The 17,196-nt window shown below is 45.0% G+C and carries 14 protein-coding genes and 1 pseudogene; all 15 read right to left on the bottom strand.

The window, feature by feature from the left end; all coding sequences use genetic code 11:
- Positions 1 to 128 precede the first annotated feature (128 nt).
- The 15 genes and pseudogenes from rbfA to tsf all read right to left on the bottom strand — a co-directional run bounded on the left by rbfA (position 129) and on the right by tsf (position 17,196).
- A complete protein-coding gene (rbfA, locus tag AB4Z17_RS27475; RefSeq protein ID WP_054028943.1) occupies positions 129 to 485 on the bottom strand; it encodes a 30S ribosome-binding factor RbfA in 357 nt (118 codons plus the stop codon).
- A gap of 7 nt (positions 486 to 492) precedes the next feature.
- Positions 493 to 3,054 (bottom strand): translation initiation factor IF-2, encoded by a 2,562-nt coding sequence (infB, locus tag AB4Z17_RS27480; RefSeq protein ID WP_441963328.1) that lies wholly within the window; start codon positions 3,052 to 3,054, stop codon positions 493 to 495.
- A gap of 61 nt (positions 3,055 to 3,115) precedes the next feature.
- Positions 3,116 to 3,448 carry a L7Ae/L30e/S12e/Gadd45 family ribosomal protein gene (locus tag AB4Z17_RS27485; RefSeq protein WP_054028945.1) on the bottom strand — a complete coding sequence of 111 codons (333 nt, stop codon included), beginning with the start codon at positions 3,446 to 3,448 and terminating at the stop codon, positions 3,116 to 3,118.
- Positions 3,435 to 3,590: pseudogene (locus AB4Z17_RS27490) on the bottom strand (YlxR family protein); the annotation flags it as partial. The pseudogene AB4Z17_RS27490 and the gene AB4Z17_RS27485, both read right to left, overlap by 14 nt.
- A gap of 18 nt (positions 3,591 to 3,608) precedes the next feature.
- Positions 3,609 to 4,706, bottom strand: coding sequence for a transcription termination factor NusA (gene nusA, locus AB4Z17_RS27495; protein WP_054028947.1), 1,098 nt, complete (start codon positions 4,704 to 4,706; stop codon positions 3,609 to 3,611).
- A 38-nt stretch (positions 4,707 to 4,744) separates the two neighbouring features.
- Positions 4,745 to 5,206: a ribosome maturation factor RimP gene (gene rimP, locus AB4Z17_RS27500; protein ID WP_339208958.1), complete on the bottom strand. Its 462-nt coding sequence runs from the start codon at positions 5,204 to 5,206 to the stop codon at positions 4,745 to 4,747.
- A gap of 132 nt (positions 5,207 to 5,338) precedes the next feature.
- On the bottom strand, positions 5,339 to 9,490 hold the full coding sequence (locus tag AB4Z17_RS27505; protein WP_441963327.1) for a PolC-type DNA polymerase III: 4,152 nt from the start codon (positions 9,488 to 9,490) through the stop codon (positions 5,339 to 5,341).
- Between the two features lie 43 nt (positions 9,491 to 9,533).
- A complete protein-coding gene (gene proS, locus AB4Z17_RS27510; RefSeq protein WP_441911335.1) occupies positions 9,534 to 10,982 on the bottom strand; it encodes a proline--tRNA ligase in 1,449 nt (482 codons plus the stop codon).
- A 10-nt stretch (positions 10,983 to 10,992) separates the two neighbouring features.
- On the bottom strand, positions 10,993 to 12,267 hold the full coding sequence (rseP, locus tag AB4Z17_RS27515) for an RIP metalloprotease RseP (RefSeq protein ID WP_441911333.1): 1,275 nt from the start codon (positions 12,265 to 12,267) through the stop codon (positions 10,993 to 10,995).
- Between the two features lie 88 nt (positions 12,268 to 12,355).
- Complete coding sequence (locus tag AB4Z17_RS27520; protein WP_441911332.1) at positions 12,356 to 13,495, bottom strand: 1-deoxy-D-xylulose-5-phosphate reductoisomerase; 1,140 nt, start codon at positions 13,493 to 13,495, stop codon at positions 12,356 to 12,358.
- A 16-nt stretch (positions 13,496 to 13,511) separates the two neighbouring features.
- Positions 13,512 to 14,306 carry a phosphatidate cytidylyltransferase gene (locus tag AB4Z17_RS27525; RefSeq protein WP_430054928.1) on the bottom strand — a complete coding sequence of 265 codons (795 nt, stop codon included), beginning with the start codon at positions 14,304 to 14,306 and terminating at the stop codon, positions 13,512 to 13,514.
- A 27-nt stretch (positions 14,307 to 14,333) separates the two neighbouring features.
- A complete protein-coding gene (locus tag AB4Z17_RS27530; protein WP_076269177.1) occupies positions 14,334 to 15,098 on the bottom strand; it encodes an isoprenyl transferase in 765 nt (254 codons plus the stop codon).
- A gap of 61 nt (positions 15,099 to 15,159) precedes the next feature.
- Positions 15,160 to 15,714 carry a ribosome recycling factor gene (gene frr, locus AB4Z17_RS27535; protein WP_339208952.1) on the bottom strand — a complete coding sequence of 185 codons (555 nt, stop codon included), beginning with the start codon at positions 15,712 to 15,714 and terminating at the stop codon, positions 15,160 to 15,162.
- The gene (pyrH, locus tag AB4Z17_RS27540; protein ID WP_053377774.1) at positions 15,714 to 16,442 is read right to left on the bottom strand and encodes a UMP kinase; all 729 of its coding nucleotides are present in this window, start codon (positions 16,440 to 16,442) and stop codon (positions 15,714 to 15,716) included. The genes frr and pyrH overlap by 1 nt, the downstream gene beginning before the upstream one ends.
- Positions 16,443 to 16,545: 103 nt before the next feature.
- Positions 16,546 to 17,196, bottom strand: coding sequence for a translation elongation factor Ts (gene tsf, locus AB4Z17_RS27545; protein WP_076269175.1), 651 nt, complete (start codon positions 17,194 to 17,196; stop codon positions 16,546 to 16,548).

Consider the following 17,196-nt stretch of genomic DNA (forward strand, 5'->3'; position numbering starts at 1 on the left):
GCCTACGACAACAGTAGAACTAATAGCGTCACCGTCAGGCTGTACATGTGATACGACCAAAAAATGATCGTAAGTTTTCATGAACGCCAGCGCTTCATCTAGCTGCATCGAATAGCTGCTTTGATTTATCATCGAGCTGAATTCCCATTGTTGATGTTTTCAAGCAATGCCTCGATGCGGCTGCCATATTCAATACTGCTGTCAAACTTGAACAGCAATACGGGTGTATGGCGAAGGCGCATGCGCTTGCCAAGCTCTGTGCGAATAAATCCTGTTCCGCTCGCTAGTGCCTTAAGCGTCGCTTCCTTCTGCTCTTCGCTGCCAAGCACGCTTAAATACACTTTTGCTTGTGAGAGATCACTCGATGTTTCAACACCTGTTACAGTAATGAATCCGATTCTAGGATCTTTCAACTCTGTTTGTATAATTTGGCTCAGCTCTTTTTTAATCTGTTCGCCGACCCGCCCTACTCGGATTTTTGCCATGCTTTACTCACCTCTCTACTGATTCCATGACAAACGCTTCGATAATATCGCCTTCACGAACATCGTTGAAACGATCAAGCGTGATACCGCACTCATAACCTGCTGCAACTTCTTTAGCATCGTCTTTGAAACGTTTTAGGGATTCGATTTTGCCTGTGAAGACAACGATACCGCCACGAACCAAACGCGCTTCAGCGTTGCGAGAAATTTTACCGTCAGTAATCATACAACCTGCAATTGCGCCAACTTTAGTCACTTTAAATACGTTACGAACTTCAGCGTGGCCAATAACAACCTCTTTGTAGATTGGATCAAGCATGCCTTTCATTGCTTGTTCAATCTCATCGATTACGTTGTAGATAACGCGGTGCATACGAACGTCAACTTTTTCTTGTGCAATCGTTGCTTCTGCTTGTGGATCAGGACGAACGTTAAATCCGATTACGATAGCATTGGAAGCTGACGCCAAAATGATATCCGATTCTGTAATCGCGCCAACACCGCTGTGGATGATTTTTACGCGAACGCCTTCGATTTCAATTTTTGCGAGCGAGCCTTTAAGTGCTTCGGATGAACCTTGAACGTCGGATTTGATAATAACGTTCAGATCTTTAATTTCACCATCTTTGATATGGTTATACAGATCATCAAGCGTTACGCGTGTATTCGCACCCATATCCGATTGACGCTGTTTAATGGAACGACGTTCAGCAATATCACGAGCTTTGCGTTCATCTTCAAATACCATGAACGGATCTCCAGCTAATGGAACTTCTGTTAGACCAGTAATTTCTACTGGCGTAGAAGGACCTGCTTCTTTTAAGCGACGGCCTTTATCATTAACCATTGCTCTAATACGGCCGAAGCAGTTACCTGCAACAAAAGCATCTCCAATTTTCAAAGTACCGTGTTGAACGAGAATACGCGCAACAGGACCTTTACCTTTATCAAGCTCAGCTTCGATAACAGTAGCGCGAGCGCGTTTGTTCGGGTTAGCTTTGTAGTCATTCATCTCAGCAACGAGCAAAATCATTTCAAGAAGGCCTTCAAGACCAATTCTTTGTTTAGCGGAAACTTCGACGAAAATAGTGTCGCCGCCCCACTCTTCCGGAACGAGTTCATATTCAGTCATTTCTTGTTTGATTTTCTCTGTATTCGCTTCTGGCTTATCGATTTTGTTAACCGCTACGATAATAGGAACGCCAGCTGCTTTTGCATGGTTGATGGCTTCAACCGTTTGCGGCATGATGCCGTCATCAGCTGCTACTACGATGATCGTAATGTCCGTAACCTGCGCACCGCGTGCACGCATAAGCGTAAACGCTTCGTGACCAGGTGTATCGAGGAACGTAATTTTTTTATGGTTAATTTCGACTTGGTAAGCACCGATGTGCTGTGTAATTCCGCCGGCTTCTCCGCCTGTTACATTCGTTTTGCGAATGGCATCAAGCAAAGTTGTTTTACCGTGGTCAACGTGACCCATAATAGTAACAACCGGTGGACGTGTAACCAAATTCTCATCTTCGTCTGTTTCTTCTACGGTCTCGAAAGAGTCTTCCTCAACCGGAATTTTCACTTCAACCTCTACCCCGTAGTCTGTTGCGATCAAATGAATCGCATCCATATCGATTTCTTGGTTGATCGTAGCCATTACGCCAAGGAAAATCAGTTTTTTAATAACTTCTGATGCATCCTTATGCAGCAATTTTGCCAATTCGCCAACAGTCATTGTACCGCGTACAATAATTTTCTTTGGCGTATTGTCAATTTTCTCGCGTGGCGGTTGTTGTTGGAACTTGCCGCCGCGACCTTTTTGACCACCGCGGCCATTGTTGCCTCTGAAGCCGCCTGGTTTGCCGTCTTCAAATCTTTTTTGGCCAGGTCTTGCGTTTCTGTTATCGTTACCGCGCGCTTGTCCTTGTGCTGGCTTAGAGTCGAAACGACTTTGACCCGATGGTGCTGGACGGCTGCTTGCGTCTGAACGCGGAGCGCTTGGACGGCTGCCTGTATTGCTTTGTCCGCCTTGCGAAGGACGGCTTTGTCCAGATGATGCTGGACGGCTGCTTTGACCGCCTTGACCTTGTGATGGACGGCTTGAACCCGCGTTAGAACCCGCTGGGCGATTACCTTGTCCGCCTTGTCCTTGGCTTGGACGGCTCGAATTAGAACTGCCTTGTGAAGGACGGCTGCTGCTTGATTGTGATGCTGGACGACTTGTTTGTTGTCCTGCTGGTCTTTGTTCTGACTGCTGTTGGGTTGTTTGTGGTTTCGTATTAATAGAATTCATAGGCCCCTGTCTGTCTTGATTCGTATTTTTATTTTCTTGTACTGGCTGCGGCTTCTTCTCCTGCTGTTGTGGCTGCTGCGATTGCGGCTTGTTGGCAGTAGGTTGAGCGGAAGAAACCGTTACATTTGTTGTCTCTTGCGCGCGCTTTGCAGCTGCATTTTGTTTAATATTGCGGAAAAAACCTTCAACCTTATTTACCATTTCGTTTTCCATGACACTCATATGGTTATTGACTGGCAAATCAAGTCTTTTTAGGATCGTTATGATTTCTTTGCTGCTCATATTAAGTGACTTGGCATACTCGTAAACGCGCAGCTTATCTTTATTGTCCTTGCTGTCTTGTTTATTGTCCAATATGATCCACCTCCGTATTATGGCTCAGATGACTCGCAATCATTTTTCCGAATTGCGCATCGGTTACCGCTATTACAACCCGTTCTGGCTTACCAATCGCCTTTCCTAGTTGCTCACGGTCGAATGCTTCGGCGAGTTGTATTCCGTAGGTGTTGCATTTGTCACGAAACTTTTTTTTCGTATTGTCTGAAGCATCTCCTGCAAGGATAACGAGATGCACTTGTTTATTTCTTACAGCTTTGAGGACAATTTCATCGCCTGTAATCAGCTTTCCGGCACGCATTGCCATGCCAAGCTGCGATAAGCTCTTATTCTGCTTCATCGCTTATCAGCTCCTTACCAGCAATAAACTGTTCCTCTACCGCTATAAAATCCTGCTCAAGTTGATCGTAAATGTGTTCACCAACATGCTGCTTCAGTGCTCGATCAAGCGCCTTGGATTTCTTCGCTAATTTAAAGCAACTTCTGTTGAAAAATTCAGATTAGTCGATGGAAACTGAATCCTGATGCATGACCGTAGTCATTGATTTCGGACGTCCATACTCCTGCTCTGCCTGCGTTTCGCTTTTGATATCGATTTTCCAGCCAGTCAGCTTGGCAGCAAGCCTTGCATTCTGACCTTTAATTCCGATCGCAAGCGATAGTTGGTAATCCGGCACGATTACTCTGGCCATCTTCTCTTGTTCGAATACGATAACCTCTAGCACCTTTGAAGGGCTAAGTGCATTCGCAACATATTCATCCACGCTTTCAGACCAACGAACGATATCGATTTTTTCACCTTTAAGCTCGTTTACGATCGTCTGAACGCGCAGTCCTTTTTGGCCAACACATGAACCGACTGGATCAACCTCGGAGTTACGGGAATGAACCGCAATCTTTGAACGGAAGCCAGCTTCACGAGCAACCGAACGAATTTCTACTACTCCGTCATAGATCTCAGGCACTTCAAGCTCGAACAAACGTTTTAAAAGGCCAGGATGCGTGCGGGATAAAATGATTTGAGGACCTTTAGTCGTGTTCTCAACTTTCGTAATATACGACTTCACGCGGTCACCATGCTTAAACTTATCAGTCGGCATAAGCTCAGTCAAAGGCAATACAGCCTCAACCTTGCCTAGATCCACAAATAAATTGCGAACATCCTGACGTTGAACGATACCGTTAACGATATCTTCCTCTTTATCGATAAAAGCATTATAAATCAATCCGCGCTCAGCCTCACGAATACGCTGAGTAACGACCTGCTTCGCTGTTTGAGCAGCGATACGTCCGAAATCACGCGGCGTAACTTCAATATCCGCAATATCGTCAAGCTGATAATGAGGATTGATTTCTCTTGAAGCCTCCACTGTAATTTCCAGACGCGGATCTAACACTTCATCAACAACAGTCTTGCGGGCGTATACTTTGATAACACCAGTATGACGGTTAATATCGACGCGTACATTTTGAGCGGTATTAAAATTTCTTTTATAGCTGGAGATAAGAGCAGCCTCAATGGCTTCAAGGAGCACATCCTTGGTAATCCCTTTGTCTCTTTCTATTTCTTGTAGTGCTTCAATAAAATCCATACTCATTGGACTGGATTTCCCCCTTTCAATATAGAAACGAATATTTAGAACACGATTGCGAGTCTGGCGCCAGCCACCTTATCGTAAGGAATGGTATATTCCTTTTTGGCTGTACGAACGACTGCATTTTCTCCATCAAATGCAAGTAGCAGCCCCTCAAATTCTTTAGCGCCGCTAATCGGTTCATATGTCGTTATGTAAACGTGCTTACCGATTGCTTTACGTACTTCATCTTCATTCCGAAGCGGTCTTTCTGCTCCTGGGGAAGATACTTCCAAGAAATAAACATCTGTAATTGGATCGTTTTTGTCCAATTGCTCACTTATGAATTCGCTGATACGACCGCAGTCATCGATGTCGATGCCGCCTTCTTTATCTACGAAAATACGAAGGAAATAATTGCTTCCTTCTTTTACATACTCAATATCAACCAGTTCAAATCCATTGCTGCTGAGGTAAGGTAAAACCATTTCCTGGACAGCGGCTTTGATTTTGGATGTACTCAAATTCAGTTGACCTCCTGTTTATACGCACTATGCCATTTTGCCATTAACAAAACGTAAAGAGTGGGTTTCCCCACTCTTCTGCATCAAAGTCTTTATAATCATCATTGCCAGAAAAATTATAACATAACCGCACTATAGTGACAAGAAATCTTTTCTATTCAAGCCGCTTCTAGAACAGTGAAAGCTGATTAGATTAAACTTCGTCGCGTCAGAACGATATAGATCGATCGGCTTAAAGGAGAAGCCGCGCGCTGTCATCTCAAGTGACATTTCCAGCTGCGACACCATGTTTTTCTCTTTAGGGAGCGCATTAAATCCTTTGGCTTCGATCTCGATCAGCTTACGCAAGATCGCATCATATCCTTGGCAAAGCAGCTCCAAATCAAAATCGTCCGCTCTTACTGTAAAGTAAGTAGCATAATACTCTATTGGATGATAAAGCTTGAAATAGGCGGTGCGAACAGCCGATATGACGTAGGCCGCGGCATGTGCTTTCGGGAACATATACTCGATCCGAAGGCAAGAATCAATGTACCACTGCGGCACCTTGCATCGCTTCATCTCTTCGATCCACTCTGGCGTCAAGCCTTTACCTTTACGAACACTTTCCGTAATTTTGAATGCAAGCCCAGCGTCCATTCCAGCTTTATAGATTAAGAACAACATGATATCATCCCGGCAACCAATTACCGTCTTGATGTTGCAAGTGCCGTTCTTAATCAGCTCTTGTGCGTTTCCAAGCCAAACTCCCGTGCCATGAGACAATCCGGAAATTTGCAGCAAATCGGCAAACGATGAAGGCTGCGTCTCTTGAAGCATTTGACGAACGAACTTCGTTCCCATTTCTGGTACACCGTAAGTAGCTACCGATGAGCGAATTTGCTCGCCTGGCACGTTAAGTGCTTTGGTCGAGTTGAACATGCTCATGACTTTAGGATCGTTCATCGGAATTGACGTAGGATCAACGCCGGTCAAATCCTGCAGCATCCGCATCATTGTCGGGTCATCGTGCCCCAGAATATCAAGCTTAAGCAAGTTTTCATCAAATGCGTGATAGTCAAAATGAGTTGTCTTCCATTCCGCATTCACATCGTCTGCTGGAAATTGAACAGGCGTTATATCTTCAACATCGATATAATCGGGAACAACGACGATACCGCCTGGATGCTGTCCCGTGCTTCGTTTTACGCCGGTACAGCCGCTCGCAAGTCTCGCAAGCTCCGCTCCGCGCCATTTCTTGCTATGTTCTTCCTCATATTTCTTCGCGAAGCCATAAGCTGTTTTTTCTGCAACCGTACCAATCGTGCCTGCACGGAACACACACTTCTCGCTAAACAATACTTTCGTATAGTTATGGGCAATCGGTTGATAGTCCCCGGAAAAGTTCAAATCGATATCGGGAACTTTATCGCCTTTGAATCCTAGGAAGGTTTCGAACGGAATATCCTGTCCTTCACCTTTCATCGGCTTCTCGCATTTCGGGCATAATTTATCCGGTAAATCGAATCCACTCGGAATGCTTCCGTCCAAAAACCATTCGCTATGCTTGCAATCCGAGTTTTTGCACAAGTAATGGGCAGGCAGCGGATTAACCTCTGAAATACCCAGGAATGTAGCAACGACCGAGGAGCCAACCGATCCCCTTGATCCGACCAAATAACCATCTGCATTGGATTTCTTAACAAGCTTCTCCGAGATCAAGTAGTTGGCAGAGAACTTAAATTTGATAATAGGAATAAGTTCTTTCTCCAGCCTGTCGATAACGACCTGAGGAAGATCTTCCCCATACATCGACTTTGCTGTGTCATAACAGGTGTTGCGAATTTCCTCGTCGGCACCCTCAATAATTGGAGCAAATAGTCCCGTCGGGAACATATCATACGGCTCAAACCGATCAGCAAGCTCTACTGTATTCGTAATGACGACCTCACGTGCTCTAGCTTCACCTAAAAATGCAAATTCCTCCAGCATTTCTTCCGTTGTACGGAAATGAGCATCTGGTTTGCGTATACTCTTAAGCGGGCTAAAACCAGTGATCCCATGAATTGTTATGTCACGATACATTTTGTCGCGCGGATTCAAGTAATGAACGTTTCCTGTAGCAATAACCGGCTTGCCCAGCTCATCCCCGATTTGGCAAATCCTGCGATGCGCCTGCTCAATCTCCGCTCGGCTGCCTACTAGCCCCTTCTCAACTAAGTGCATGTAGAAATCTATCGGCTGGATTTCAAGGACATCATAGAAACGTGCAACCTCAAGCGCTTCTTCGTACGATTTATTTAGAACCGTTTCGAAAAATTCACCTTTCTCGCAACCAGAAATAACGAGCAAGCCTTCACGGTGTGCAACAAGCTTCGTTTTTGGAATTGTAGCTACTCGTTTGAAATGCTCTGTATGCGAGATAGAAATAAGCTTGAATAAATTTTTCTTCCCAACAGCATTAAGCGCATAAATATTGCTGTGGAAAGGCCGAGAATTAGATAAATCAATGCCCACATAGTCATTTAACTGATGTAGATTCGTAATATTTCGCTCAGCTGCATCTGCAATCAAGCCATACAACACGCCGCCAAGAGCAAGGGAATCGTCTACAGCGCGGTGATGGTTGTCGAGACTAACCTTATATTTATCTGCTAACGTATTCAAACGATGATTTTTAAGCGTTGGAAAAATAAATCGAGCAAGCTCCAGCGTATCGAGCACTGGATTTTTCACTTCCGGCATGCCGAAAGCTTTGCAGTTGGCTTGAATAAAGCCAATATCAAATCTTGCATTGTGGGCAACAAGAACATCATCACCAATGAATTCAATAAATTCTCTAAGCTTAGGCTCAATATCCGGCTGCCCTTTTACCATATCATCATTGATGTTAGTCAACTGCGTAATGTGGTAAGGAATTTTTTCATGCGGATCAATAAGGGTAGAGAAACGATCAATCTCTTTGCCATCACGCATTTTAACGCCGGCAAGCTCGATAATTTTGTTATTAATAACGGAAAGGCCCGTTGTCTCAATATCGAAAACAATATAAGTTGCTGTCGCAAGCGGCTCAGGCCTTGATTCCAGCACCATTGGCACTGCGTCGTTCACGATGTTCGCTTCAACACCAAAAAGCACTTTTATGCCGTGTTTTTTGGCCGACTTATTCGCATCCGGATAACATTGAACATTGCTATGGTCCGTTACTGCAATCGCCTTATGTCCCCATTTGGCAGCCGTCTTTATATAGACATCTACCGGAGTTACCGCATCCATTGCGCTCATGGTTGTATGGAGATGAAATTCGACGCGCTTTTCTTCCGCTTTATCCATACGCTCAGCAGGTGTTCTGACCTCATGCAAATCATTCGGCATCATCACAAGCTCCGGTTCTTGCATGAAGCGATCATATTCTATGCGGCCGCGAGCTTTGACCCATTTGCCATTGGCAAGCTGGTTCAATATTTTCACATCGTCCTTTGTCTTCGCAAACATCTTCATCGCGATAGAGTCGGAGAAGTCAGTCACGTTAAACGTAAACAATGTGCTTCCGTTACGAAGCTCTTTCACTTCGAGGCCGAATACCGCGCCTTGTACTGTAATTTTTTTCTCTTCTTCGATGATATTCATCAATGGAACCGGCTCTTCCCGAATATCATAACCAACCGCCAGCTTGATTTCACTCTCATCGACGAGCTCAGACTCGGATTGCGCGCTCGCCATCAGCTCCTGCACATATTCCCGCTCTTCCTGCACCATCCGAAGGGAGAATTCATCCAAAATATCTTGCCTGGATTCGCTTACGATCATTTTCACTTTGCATGCGCGCTGGAAATTCTCATTAAAGAAACGAATAATTTCATCATCCAATCGTTTCTTCCGAGCGAGCTCCAATCCCGTATTGTCTAAGAGAGATAGCGTTAGCAAGTCTCCTTCAACATTGATCGAAGATTTCTGCAGCCATCCATTTACGGAAGCGATCTCGCGCTGTGCCCATTCCATGAACAAACCCCAGTATTGCAGCACAATGGATTCAGTCTCTACAACAGGATCATAAATCAGCAAGAAACTGACTGCAGCGATAGACTCAAACTTCATTCGAGCCGCCTGGCAAAGCCCATTATAGGCCTGTAAAGGCACCATGGACGTTTTGCGGATGCAAAACRTCCATTCTTGATTGCTGTTGCTAACGATAACTTGATCTATATATCCATCTTGAAAATAGGTTTGTATAAGTTCTTGCGGCAGCTGAATATGCTGTAAAAGCATTTCAAAACTCTGCCGTTTTTTTGCGGTTTGGCTCATAAAATACCACTCCTTAAGATCCGAACCGAACTAGCTTCAGTCCTTAATAAGCTCTTGCGAATACAACGGTATGTTTGGATGGATCTCCACATACGAGACATGTTTTTTTGTGCGATTCCGGGGCGAATGGAATATTCCGGCTTGTCGCTCCAGTTTCTTCCTTGACCTGCTTCTCGCAAGCAGCAGAGCCGCACCAGCCAGCTTCTACGAAGCCGCGCTGTTCTTCCAAAAAGCTTTTCATTTCATCAAGCGTTTCAACCGAACGAGAGTTGTCAATACGGAACTGCTTCGCACGATTAAACATTTCTTGATGCGTTTCTTCAAGCATGGCTTCTATTTCTGCTAGAAGATTAGCTTGCTGTACAATACGCTTCTCTCCAGTAACTCTGGAAACAAGCACAACTTGTCCATTTTCCATATCACGCGGTCCAAGCTCAAGGCGTAGTGGAACACCGCGCATCTCATATTCGTTGAACTTCCAGCCTGGGCTCACGTCAGCACGATCGTCCACGCGTACGCGAATACCGGCTTTCTTAAGCTCTGCATAAAGCTCATCCACACGACCAACAACCTGCTCGCGCATTTTTGCAGGGCCAATTGGAATCATAACCACTTGTGTTGGAGCAACTTTAGGAGGCAGCACCAGACCACGATCATCGCCGTGAACCATAATAAGGGCGCCGATTAGTCTTGTGCTCACGCCCCAAGAAGTTGTATGAGCGAATTGCAATGTATTCTCACGATCAAGGAATTTAATATCAAAAGCAACTGCAAATTTCGTACCCAAATAATGCGATGTTCCGGCTTGAACAGCCTTCCCGTCCTTCATCATCGCTTCGATCGAATACGTATCAACCGCACCGGCGAACCGCTCAGAAGGCGTTTTTTCACCTTTGATTACAGGGATAGCAAGGAATTCTTCAACGAACTGCGTGTAAACATCAAGCATCTGCATCGTCTCTTGACGCGCTTCCTCTTCTGTCTCATGCGCAGTATGGCCTTCTTGCCACAAAAACTCACTCGTACGAAGGAATGGCATTGTGCGCTTCTCCCAGCGAACGACGTTTGCCCATTGGTTAATGAGCAGCGGAAGATCACGGTACGATTGAATCCATTTCGAATACATATGCCCAAACATCGTTTCCGATGTAGGACGAATAGCAAGGCGTTCTTCGAGCTTCTCGCCAGCTGCTTCAGTTACCCAAGGCAGCTCGGGATTAAAGCCTTCAACATGCTCTTTTTCTTTCTGGAAAAAGCTCTCTGGAATAAAGAGCGGGAAATACGCATTGCGATGTCCCGTCTCCTTAAAGCGGCGATCAAGATCACGCTGAATATTTTCCCAAAGCTCATATCCCTCAGGACGGAATACGATACAGCCTCTTACAGGCGAATAATCCATAAGCTCGGCTTTTTTAATAACATCAATATACCATCTGGAGAAATCCTCGCTTTGAGGCGTGATTTCTGTAACAAACTGTTTATCCTTAGACATAAGCGACTATTTACTCCCCTTTTACCAATCGTAAAATATCATTATAAGTTACTACGAGCATTAATAACATGATGAGCGCGAAACCGACAAAATGTACCATGCTCTCACGGTTCGGATCAATCGGCCGGCGTCTAATTGCTTCAATTCCGAGGAATATAAGGCGGCTTCCATCAAGGGCAGGAATCGGCAGCAAATTAAATATTCCTAAATACAAGCTTAGCAGTGCTGTCCATGATGTTAACTGAGCAATGCCTTGCTGAGCAATCTGGCTCGTTACTTCTGCTGTTCGTACAGGTCCGCCAAGATCATCAAGCTTGAACTCTCCGAAAATAAGCTTCTTGAAGCCTTCAAAAATGCTTACTGTCATGTTTTTCATGAGCTTGCCTGCGCCTGTGAACGTTTCAGAGAAAGTAGCCGGACGTGTTGGCAATGCGGCACTGATTCCAACCTTGCCTACACCCTCTTTGTTCGGTTCAGGTGTTATAACAACTTGCTGAGCTTTGCCGTCACGAATAATATCCATTTTAACAGGAACATTCGGTGATTTACCGATAATCGCGATCATTTTATCAAAATCAGCTCCGATTTTGATACCGTTGACTGCATCGATGACATCGCCCTTTTTCAAATCTACTTTATCAGCTGGCATGCCTTCTGATATTTCATTAACAAGCAGCTTATCAGGCGACTCAACAGGAACACCTGCTAGCTGAATGTAGGTAGCAAACAATACAAATGCGAGCACAAAGTTCATCAAAGGGCCAGCAAATATAGCAAGTGCACGCTGCGCTACTGTTTTGCTGCCAAATTGTCTGTCAAGCGGCGCGATTTGTGTTTCTTTGCCTTTTGCGATCATCAAAGCAGTAGGGTGTACCGAGAAAATCTCGTTTTCCCCTTCTACGTCAAGTGTAACAGATAACTTGCGCTCAAGATCGATCGCAACGATTTCTCCGCGAATAACACCGCTGCGGTCATCAAGACGATCCAAATAAAGTCTAGTCACTTTATTGTCTTTCAGACGAACCGCGATCGTTTGACCGGGCTGAACATCAATGATTTCTGGATCTTCTCCCGCCATTCGAACGAAACCGCCAGCAGGTATTAATCGAAGCGTATATCTCGTTTCGCCACGTTTTACCGAAAAAAGCTTCGGCCCGAAGCCAATTGCGAATTCTCGCACCAATATGCCTGCGCGTTTTGCGAAATAGTAATGACCCCATTCATGGATCGTTACGATCACGAAAAAAACGAGTATGGTCAAGAAAACAACTTGAATCATGTGCATTAAGCTGAAGCCTCCTGTTCGTTACGGCCTGTACATAGATTATCATTATTCTCCCGTCCGATACAAGAGAACCGGAATTTAACCGATATTATACGGATTGGGCCAGCTGTCTTGCCCAAGCGTCCACTTCTGAGATCATCTGCAAATCATTGATATCAGCTGCTTCGTGCTTGCCAACGACCGTTTCCAATATCCGTTCAATGTCAAGAAACGTAATTTCACCCTTCAAAAACCGTGCCACCGCAACCTCGTTTGCAGCATTGTATACTGCAGGAGCTGATTGACCTAGCTTCCCACACTCGAATGCCAGCCTTAGACATGGATATCTTTCAAAATCCATCTCGCGAAAATGCAGCTTTCCGATTTGTGCCAGGTTCAGCCTGCTTGTCGGGGTTACATTCCGCTGCGGATATGACAACGCATATTGAATCGGTACTCGCATATCCGGCATTCCAAGCTGCGCGATTATGCTGTGATCGGTAAACTCCACATAAGAATGAATGATGCTCTCCGGATGAATAATGACACCTATTTGATCGTATGTAACATCGAACAGCCATCTTGCCTCAATAACTTCTAGCCCTTTATTAACCATAGTCGCTGAATCAATCGTAATTTTTGCGCCCATCGACCAATTGGGATGATTTAGCGCTTCAGCTACTGTTACACCCTCAAGCTGTTCTCTTGTGCGATCACGAAAGGAGCCGCCGGAGGCTGTTAATGTAATTTGATTGATAGATTTGCGATCTTCGCCGTTTAAGCATTGAAAAATCGCAGAATGCTCACTGTCTATCGGCAAAATCGATACTCCGCGCTGTTTCGCACGTTCCATTACGATATGACCTGCCGTTACGAGTGTCTCTTTGTTCGCCAAACCAATCATTTTCCCTGCATCAATCGCCGCCAATGTTGCCGGCAGCCCTCTGCTTCCCATAATTGCTGTCACAACGACATCAGCGTCCGTTCCAGCGGCTACTTCAACAAGTCCTTCTTCGCCATAGACAACCTTTGTTCCAGGCGGCATATGGGGACGAGCGGCTTCTGCGTCTGCTTTGGAAGCCAAGCTAACGAGCGAAGGYTTAAATTGTTTGGCTTGCTCTATAATCAAATCGACATTCGCACCAGCGGACAAGGCAACAACCTGATAACGATCAGGATCATGGGCAATAACGTCCAGCGTCTGTGTTCCGACTGAACCTGTCGAACCTAATATACTTATTTTTTTCACACAAAATCCTCCTGACTTATACAGGCAGCAGCCCGGTAAGCACTAACAGCGGAAACACGATTAGCCAGCTATCGCATCGGTCGAGCACTCCGCCATGTCCTGGCAGAAGCGTACCTGTATCCTTTATATCTCTCACACGTTTATAAGCAGATTGAATCAAATCCCCAAACTGTCCAGCTACAGCGGCAATTAAACCGATTAGCAAAGCCTTTGGCAAATCAATAAAATCGGGCATCGTGAGTGCGAATACTGCCGATACGATTAAGGATAACAATACGCCGCCTAAAGCGCCTTCTATCGTTTTGTTCGGGCTGATTGATGGCCATAGCTTCGTTTTCCCAATGGCTCGTCCAGTAAAATAAGCACCGATATCCGAAGCCCAAATACAGCCAAAGGACAAAAACGTCCACAATAGGCCATGCTCCTCAATTTGACGAGCTTCGCCCATTGCTGAAAAGCCGTAACCTACATATAAAGCGCCTAGCAACATAAGTGCGGCGCCATCAATTGTCGTTTTATTTTTGGTAATCACGGTTAGGGCAAGCAGCAAGAAGGCCAGCATCCAAACAATAGTCAGGAAAGATGGAATAACAATTCCCCAATCAGACCATGGAAGCACAAACAGTAGCACACCCGCATATCCGAGCAAAGTTGACGGATGCGACCATGCTACACCATTCATTCGCGCATATTCAGTAAAACCAATAATAGCTAGCAATACGAGGAGAGTTGTATATAACCATCCGCCTGCTATTGTTAAACCTATGAAGCCTGCACCTGCTACAATTCCAGTAATCAATCGTTGTCTCAATGAAAAGTCACACTCCGTCGCTTGAAGCTACAATCCACCATATCGACGCGCGCGGCGCTGATACTCCAAAATCGCTTCTTGAAAATGCGCTTCCGTAAATTCAGGCCAATACACATCCGTAAACCACAATTCACTATAAGCAAGCTGCCACATCATAAAATTACTTAATCGCAATTCACCGCTTGTACGAATGAGCAAATCTGGATCGGGCAATCCACTTGTAAGCAAACGATCGGCCATTACTTTATCATCGATATCATCGATTGCAAGATTTCCTTGCTGAACCTCAGATGCGATGCTTTTCACAGCTTCAAGCATTTCCTTACGGCTTCCATAGTTTAAGGCAAAGTTTAGAACTAGCCCTGTATTGTTAGCGGTCTTTATAATGGCTTCTTCAACTGCACTGATCGTAAATGAAGGCAAATCCTCTTTATGTCCCATCATGCGAACCTGCACGTTGTTGGCTATCAATTCTTCTAATTCAATTTCAAGAAATTGCTGCGGAAGCTTCATAAGAAAATCCACTTCAGCTTTAGGTCTCTTCCAGTTTTCCGTTGAAAACGCATATAACGTCAAATATTTGACGCCTAACCGATCCGCTGCAATGGTAATACGTTTGACCGCTTTCATGCCGGAATGATGACCAGCCATACGTGGCAATCCGCGATCTTTAGCCCAACGGCCGTTCCCATCCATTATAATTGCAACATGCTCAGGCACATTTTCTGAGGCCACAGAATCAGTCGGCTGTAAGGACGATTTGCCTAATTTGGCCCAAAGTCGCTCGATCATCTTACTTCCTCCCAACCGAAATCAAAACCAAACCCCACCTATCGGAGGGGCCCAGAGATTATTATACTTCCATAATTTCTTTTTCTTTGGCAACAAGCACTTTATCTACTTCAGCAATAAATTTATCAGTTGCCTTCTGAATATCCTCTTGGTGACCACGTGATTCATCTTCAGAAATTGTTGTTTTCTCAAGTTTTTTCACGCTGTCGTTAGCATCCCGACGAATATTGCGAATAGCTACCTTTGCTTCTTCGCCAAGCTTTTTCGAAGTTTTCACAAGCTCTGCCCGGCGCTCTTCTGTAAGCGGTGGGATAGAAAGACGAATCGATGCACCGTCATTGGAAGGTGTCAGTCCAAGATCCGATTTCATAATCGCTTTCTCGATTGCCGACATCGACGATTTGTCCCATGGTTGAATGAACAACGTACGAGAGTCTGGCGTACTGATGTTAGCAAGTTGATTGACAGGCGTCATTGCGCCGTAGTATTCCACTTGAATACGGTCAAGCAAAGATGAATTAGCTTTACCAGCGCGCAAAGACGACAAATCACGTTTTAGCGCGGAAATCGCTTTATCCATACGTTCTTCTGCGTTTTTTTTCAGCTCTTGTGGCATTATTTCGCACTTCCTCTCACTATCGTTCCGATTTTCTCACCCAGCACGACGCGTTTAATATTCCCTTTCTCTGTAATCGCAAATACGATAAGAGGAATATTATTATCCATGCAAAGTGAAGCTGCGGTTGAATCCATTACGCCTAGATTACGGTTAAGCATGTCGAGGTATGTAAGCTCCTCAAATTTCTCAGCTGTGCTATCTTTAAATGGATCAGCAGAATATACGCCATCCACTTTGTTTTTCGCCATTAATATTACTTCTGCTTCGATCTCAGCTGCGCGAAGCGCTGCTGTTGTATCTGTTGAGAAAAATGGATTACCAGTTCCTGCAGCAAAGATTACGACGCGTCCTTTTTCCAAATGACGGATAGCACGACGTCTGATGTACGGTTCAGCGATTTGTTGCATCGCGATCGATGTTTGTACGCGAGTAGGTACATCGATTTGTTCCAGTGCATCTTGAAGTGCAAGTGAATTCATAAGAGTAGCCAGCATTCCCATGTAATCAGCTGTTGCACGGTCTATGCCTTTTGCAGAACCTGCAATTCCACGCCAAATGTTGCCGCCTCCGACAACGATGGCCACTTCTATGCCAAGTGCTACGACTTCCTTCACCTGATCAGCAATCGAAGATATGACCGTCGCTTCAATGCCATAACCTTCCTGACCAGACAATGATTCACCGCTTACTTTCAAAACGATACGTTTATACACAGGATGCTCCAACGTTAATACCTCCATCATGCACCTCAGTAAATGAGGTCCTTCAAATATGTTCTAATCATACAAGCAGGCGGGGCGGACGCCCCGCCCCGCCTGTGCGTTCGGATTAATGTTTAACTTGAGCCATAACTTCTTCAACGAAATTGTCAACTTTTTTCTCTAGACCTTCACCAAGCTCATAACGAACGAAGCGACGGATGGAAATGTTTTCACCAATTTTGCTGATTTTTTCGTTAAGCAATACGGAGATTGTTTTGTCTGGGTCTTTAATGAACGATTGCTCAAGAAGACAGAACTCTTCGTAGTATTTCGAGATGCGGCCTTCAACCATTTTTTCAACGATTTTTTCAGGCTTGCCTTCGTTAAGTGCTTGAGCTTTCAAAATTTCGCGCTCTTTTTCAAGCTCTTCAGAAGAAACCTCGTCACGGCTAACGAATTTAGGGTTAGCTGCAGCGATTTGCATAGCTACGTCTCTTGCAAACTCACGGAATTGATCCGTTTTTGCAACGAAATCCGTTTCACAGTTTACTTCAACGATAACGCCGATACGGCCGCCTGCATGAATATACGATTCAACTACGCCTTCGGTTGCAATACGACCAGCTTTATTTGCTGCTGCCGCCAAACCTTTTTCACGAAGTACTGCAATTGCTTTTTCAACGTCATTGTTTGTTTCGTCCAAAGCTTTCTTGCAATCAAGCATTCCAGCTCCAGTTCTTTCACGAAGCTCTTTTACCGCGCTAGCACTAACTGCCAT

The sequence above is a fragment of the Paenibacillus sp. TAF43_2 genome (assembly GCF_052113545.1).
In the GTDB taxonomy this organism is placed as follows: Bacteria; Bacillota; Bacilli; order Paenibacillales; family Paenibacillaceae; genus Pristimantibacillus.

Bases quoted from the DNA above. Each gene is read 5' to 3' on its own strand.
- nusA (WP_054028947.1), bottom strand. From the start codon at position 4,706: ATGAGTATGGATTTTATTGAAGCACTACAAGAAATAGAAAGAGACAAA.
- AB4Z17_RS27485 (WP_054028945.1), bottom strand. From the start codon at position 3,448: ATGAAGCAGAATAAGAGCTTATCGCAGCTTGGCATGGCAATGCGTGCC.
- rseP (WP_441911333.1), bottom strand. From the start codon at position 12,267: ATGCACATGATTCAAGTTGTTTTCTTGACCATACTCGTTTTTTTCGTG.
- frr (WP_339208952.1), bottom strand. From the start codon at position 15,714: ATGCCACAAGAGCTGAAAAAAAACGCAGAAGAACGTATGGATAAAGCG.
- proS (WP_441911335.1), bottom strand. From the start codon at position 10,982: ATGTCTAAGGATAAACAGTTTGTTACAGAAATCACGCCTCAAAGCGAG.
- AB4Z17_RS27530 (WP_076269177.1), bottom strand. From the start codon at position 15,098: ATGATCGAGCGACTTTGGGCCAAATTAGGCAAATCGTCCTTACAGCCG.
- tsf (WP_076269175.1), bottom strand. From the start codon at position 17,196: ATGGCAGTTAGTGCTAGCGCGGTAAAAGAGCTTCGTGAAAGAACTGGA.
- rbfA (WP_054028943.1), bottom strand. From the start codon at position 485: ATGGCAAAAATCCGAGTAGGGCGGGTCGGCGAACAGATTAAAAAAGAG.
- infB (WP_441963328.1), bottom strand. From the start codon at position 3,054: ATGAGCAGCAAAGAAATCATAACGATCCTAAAAAGACTTGATTTGCCA.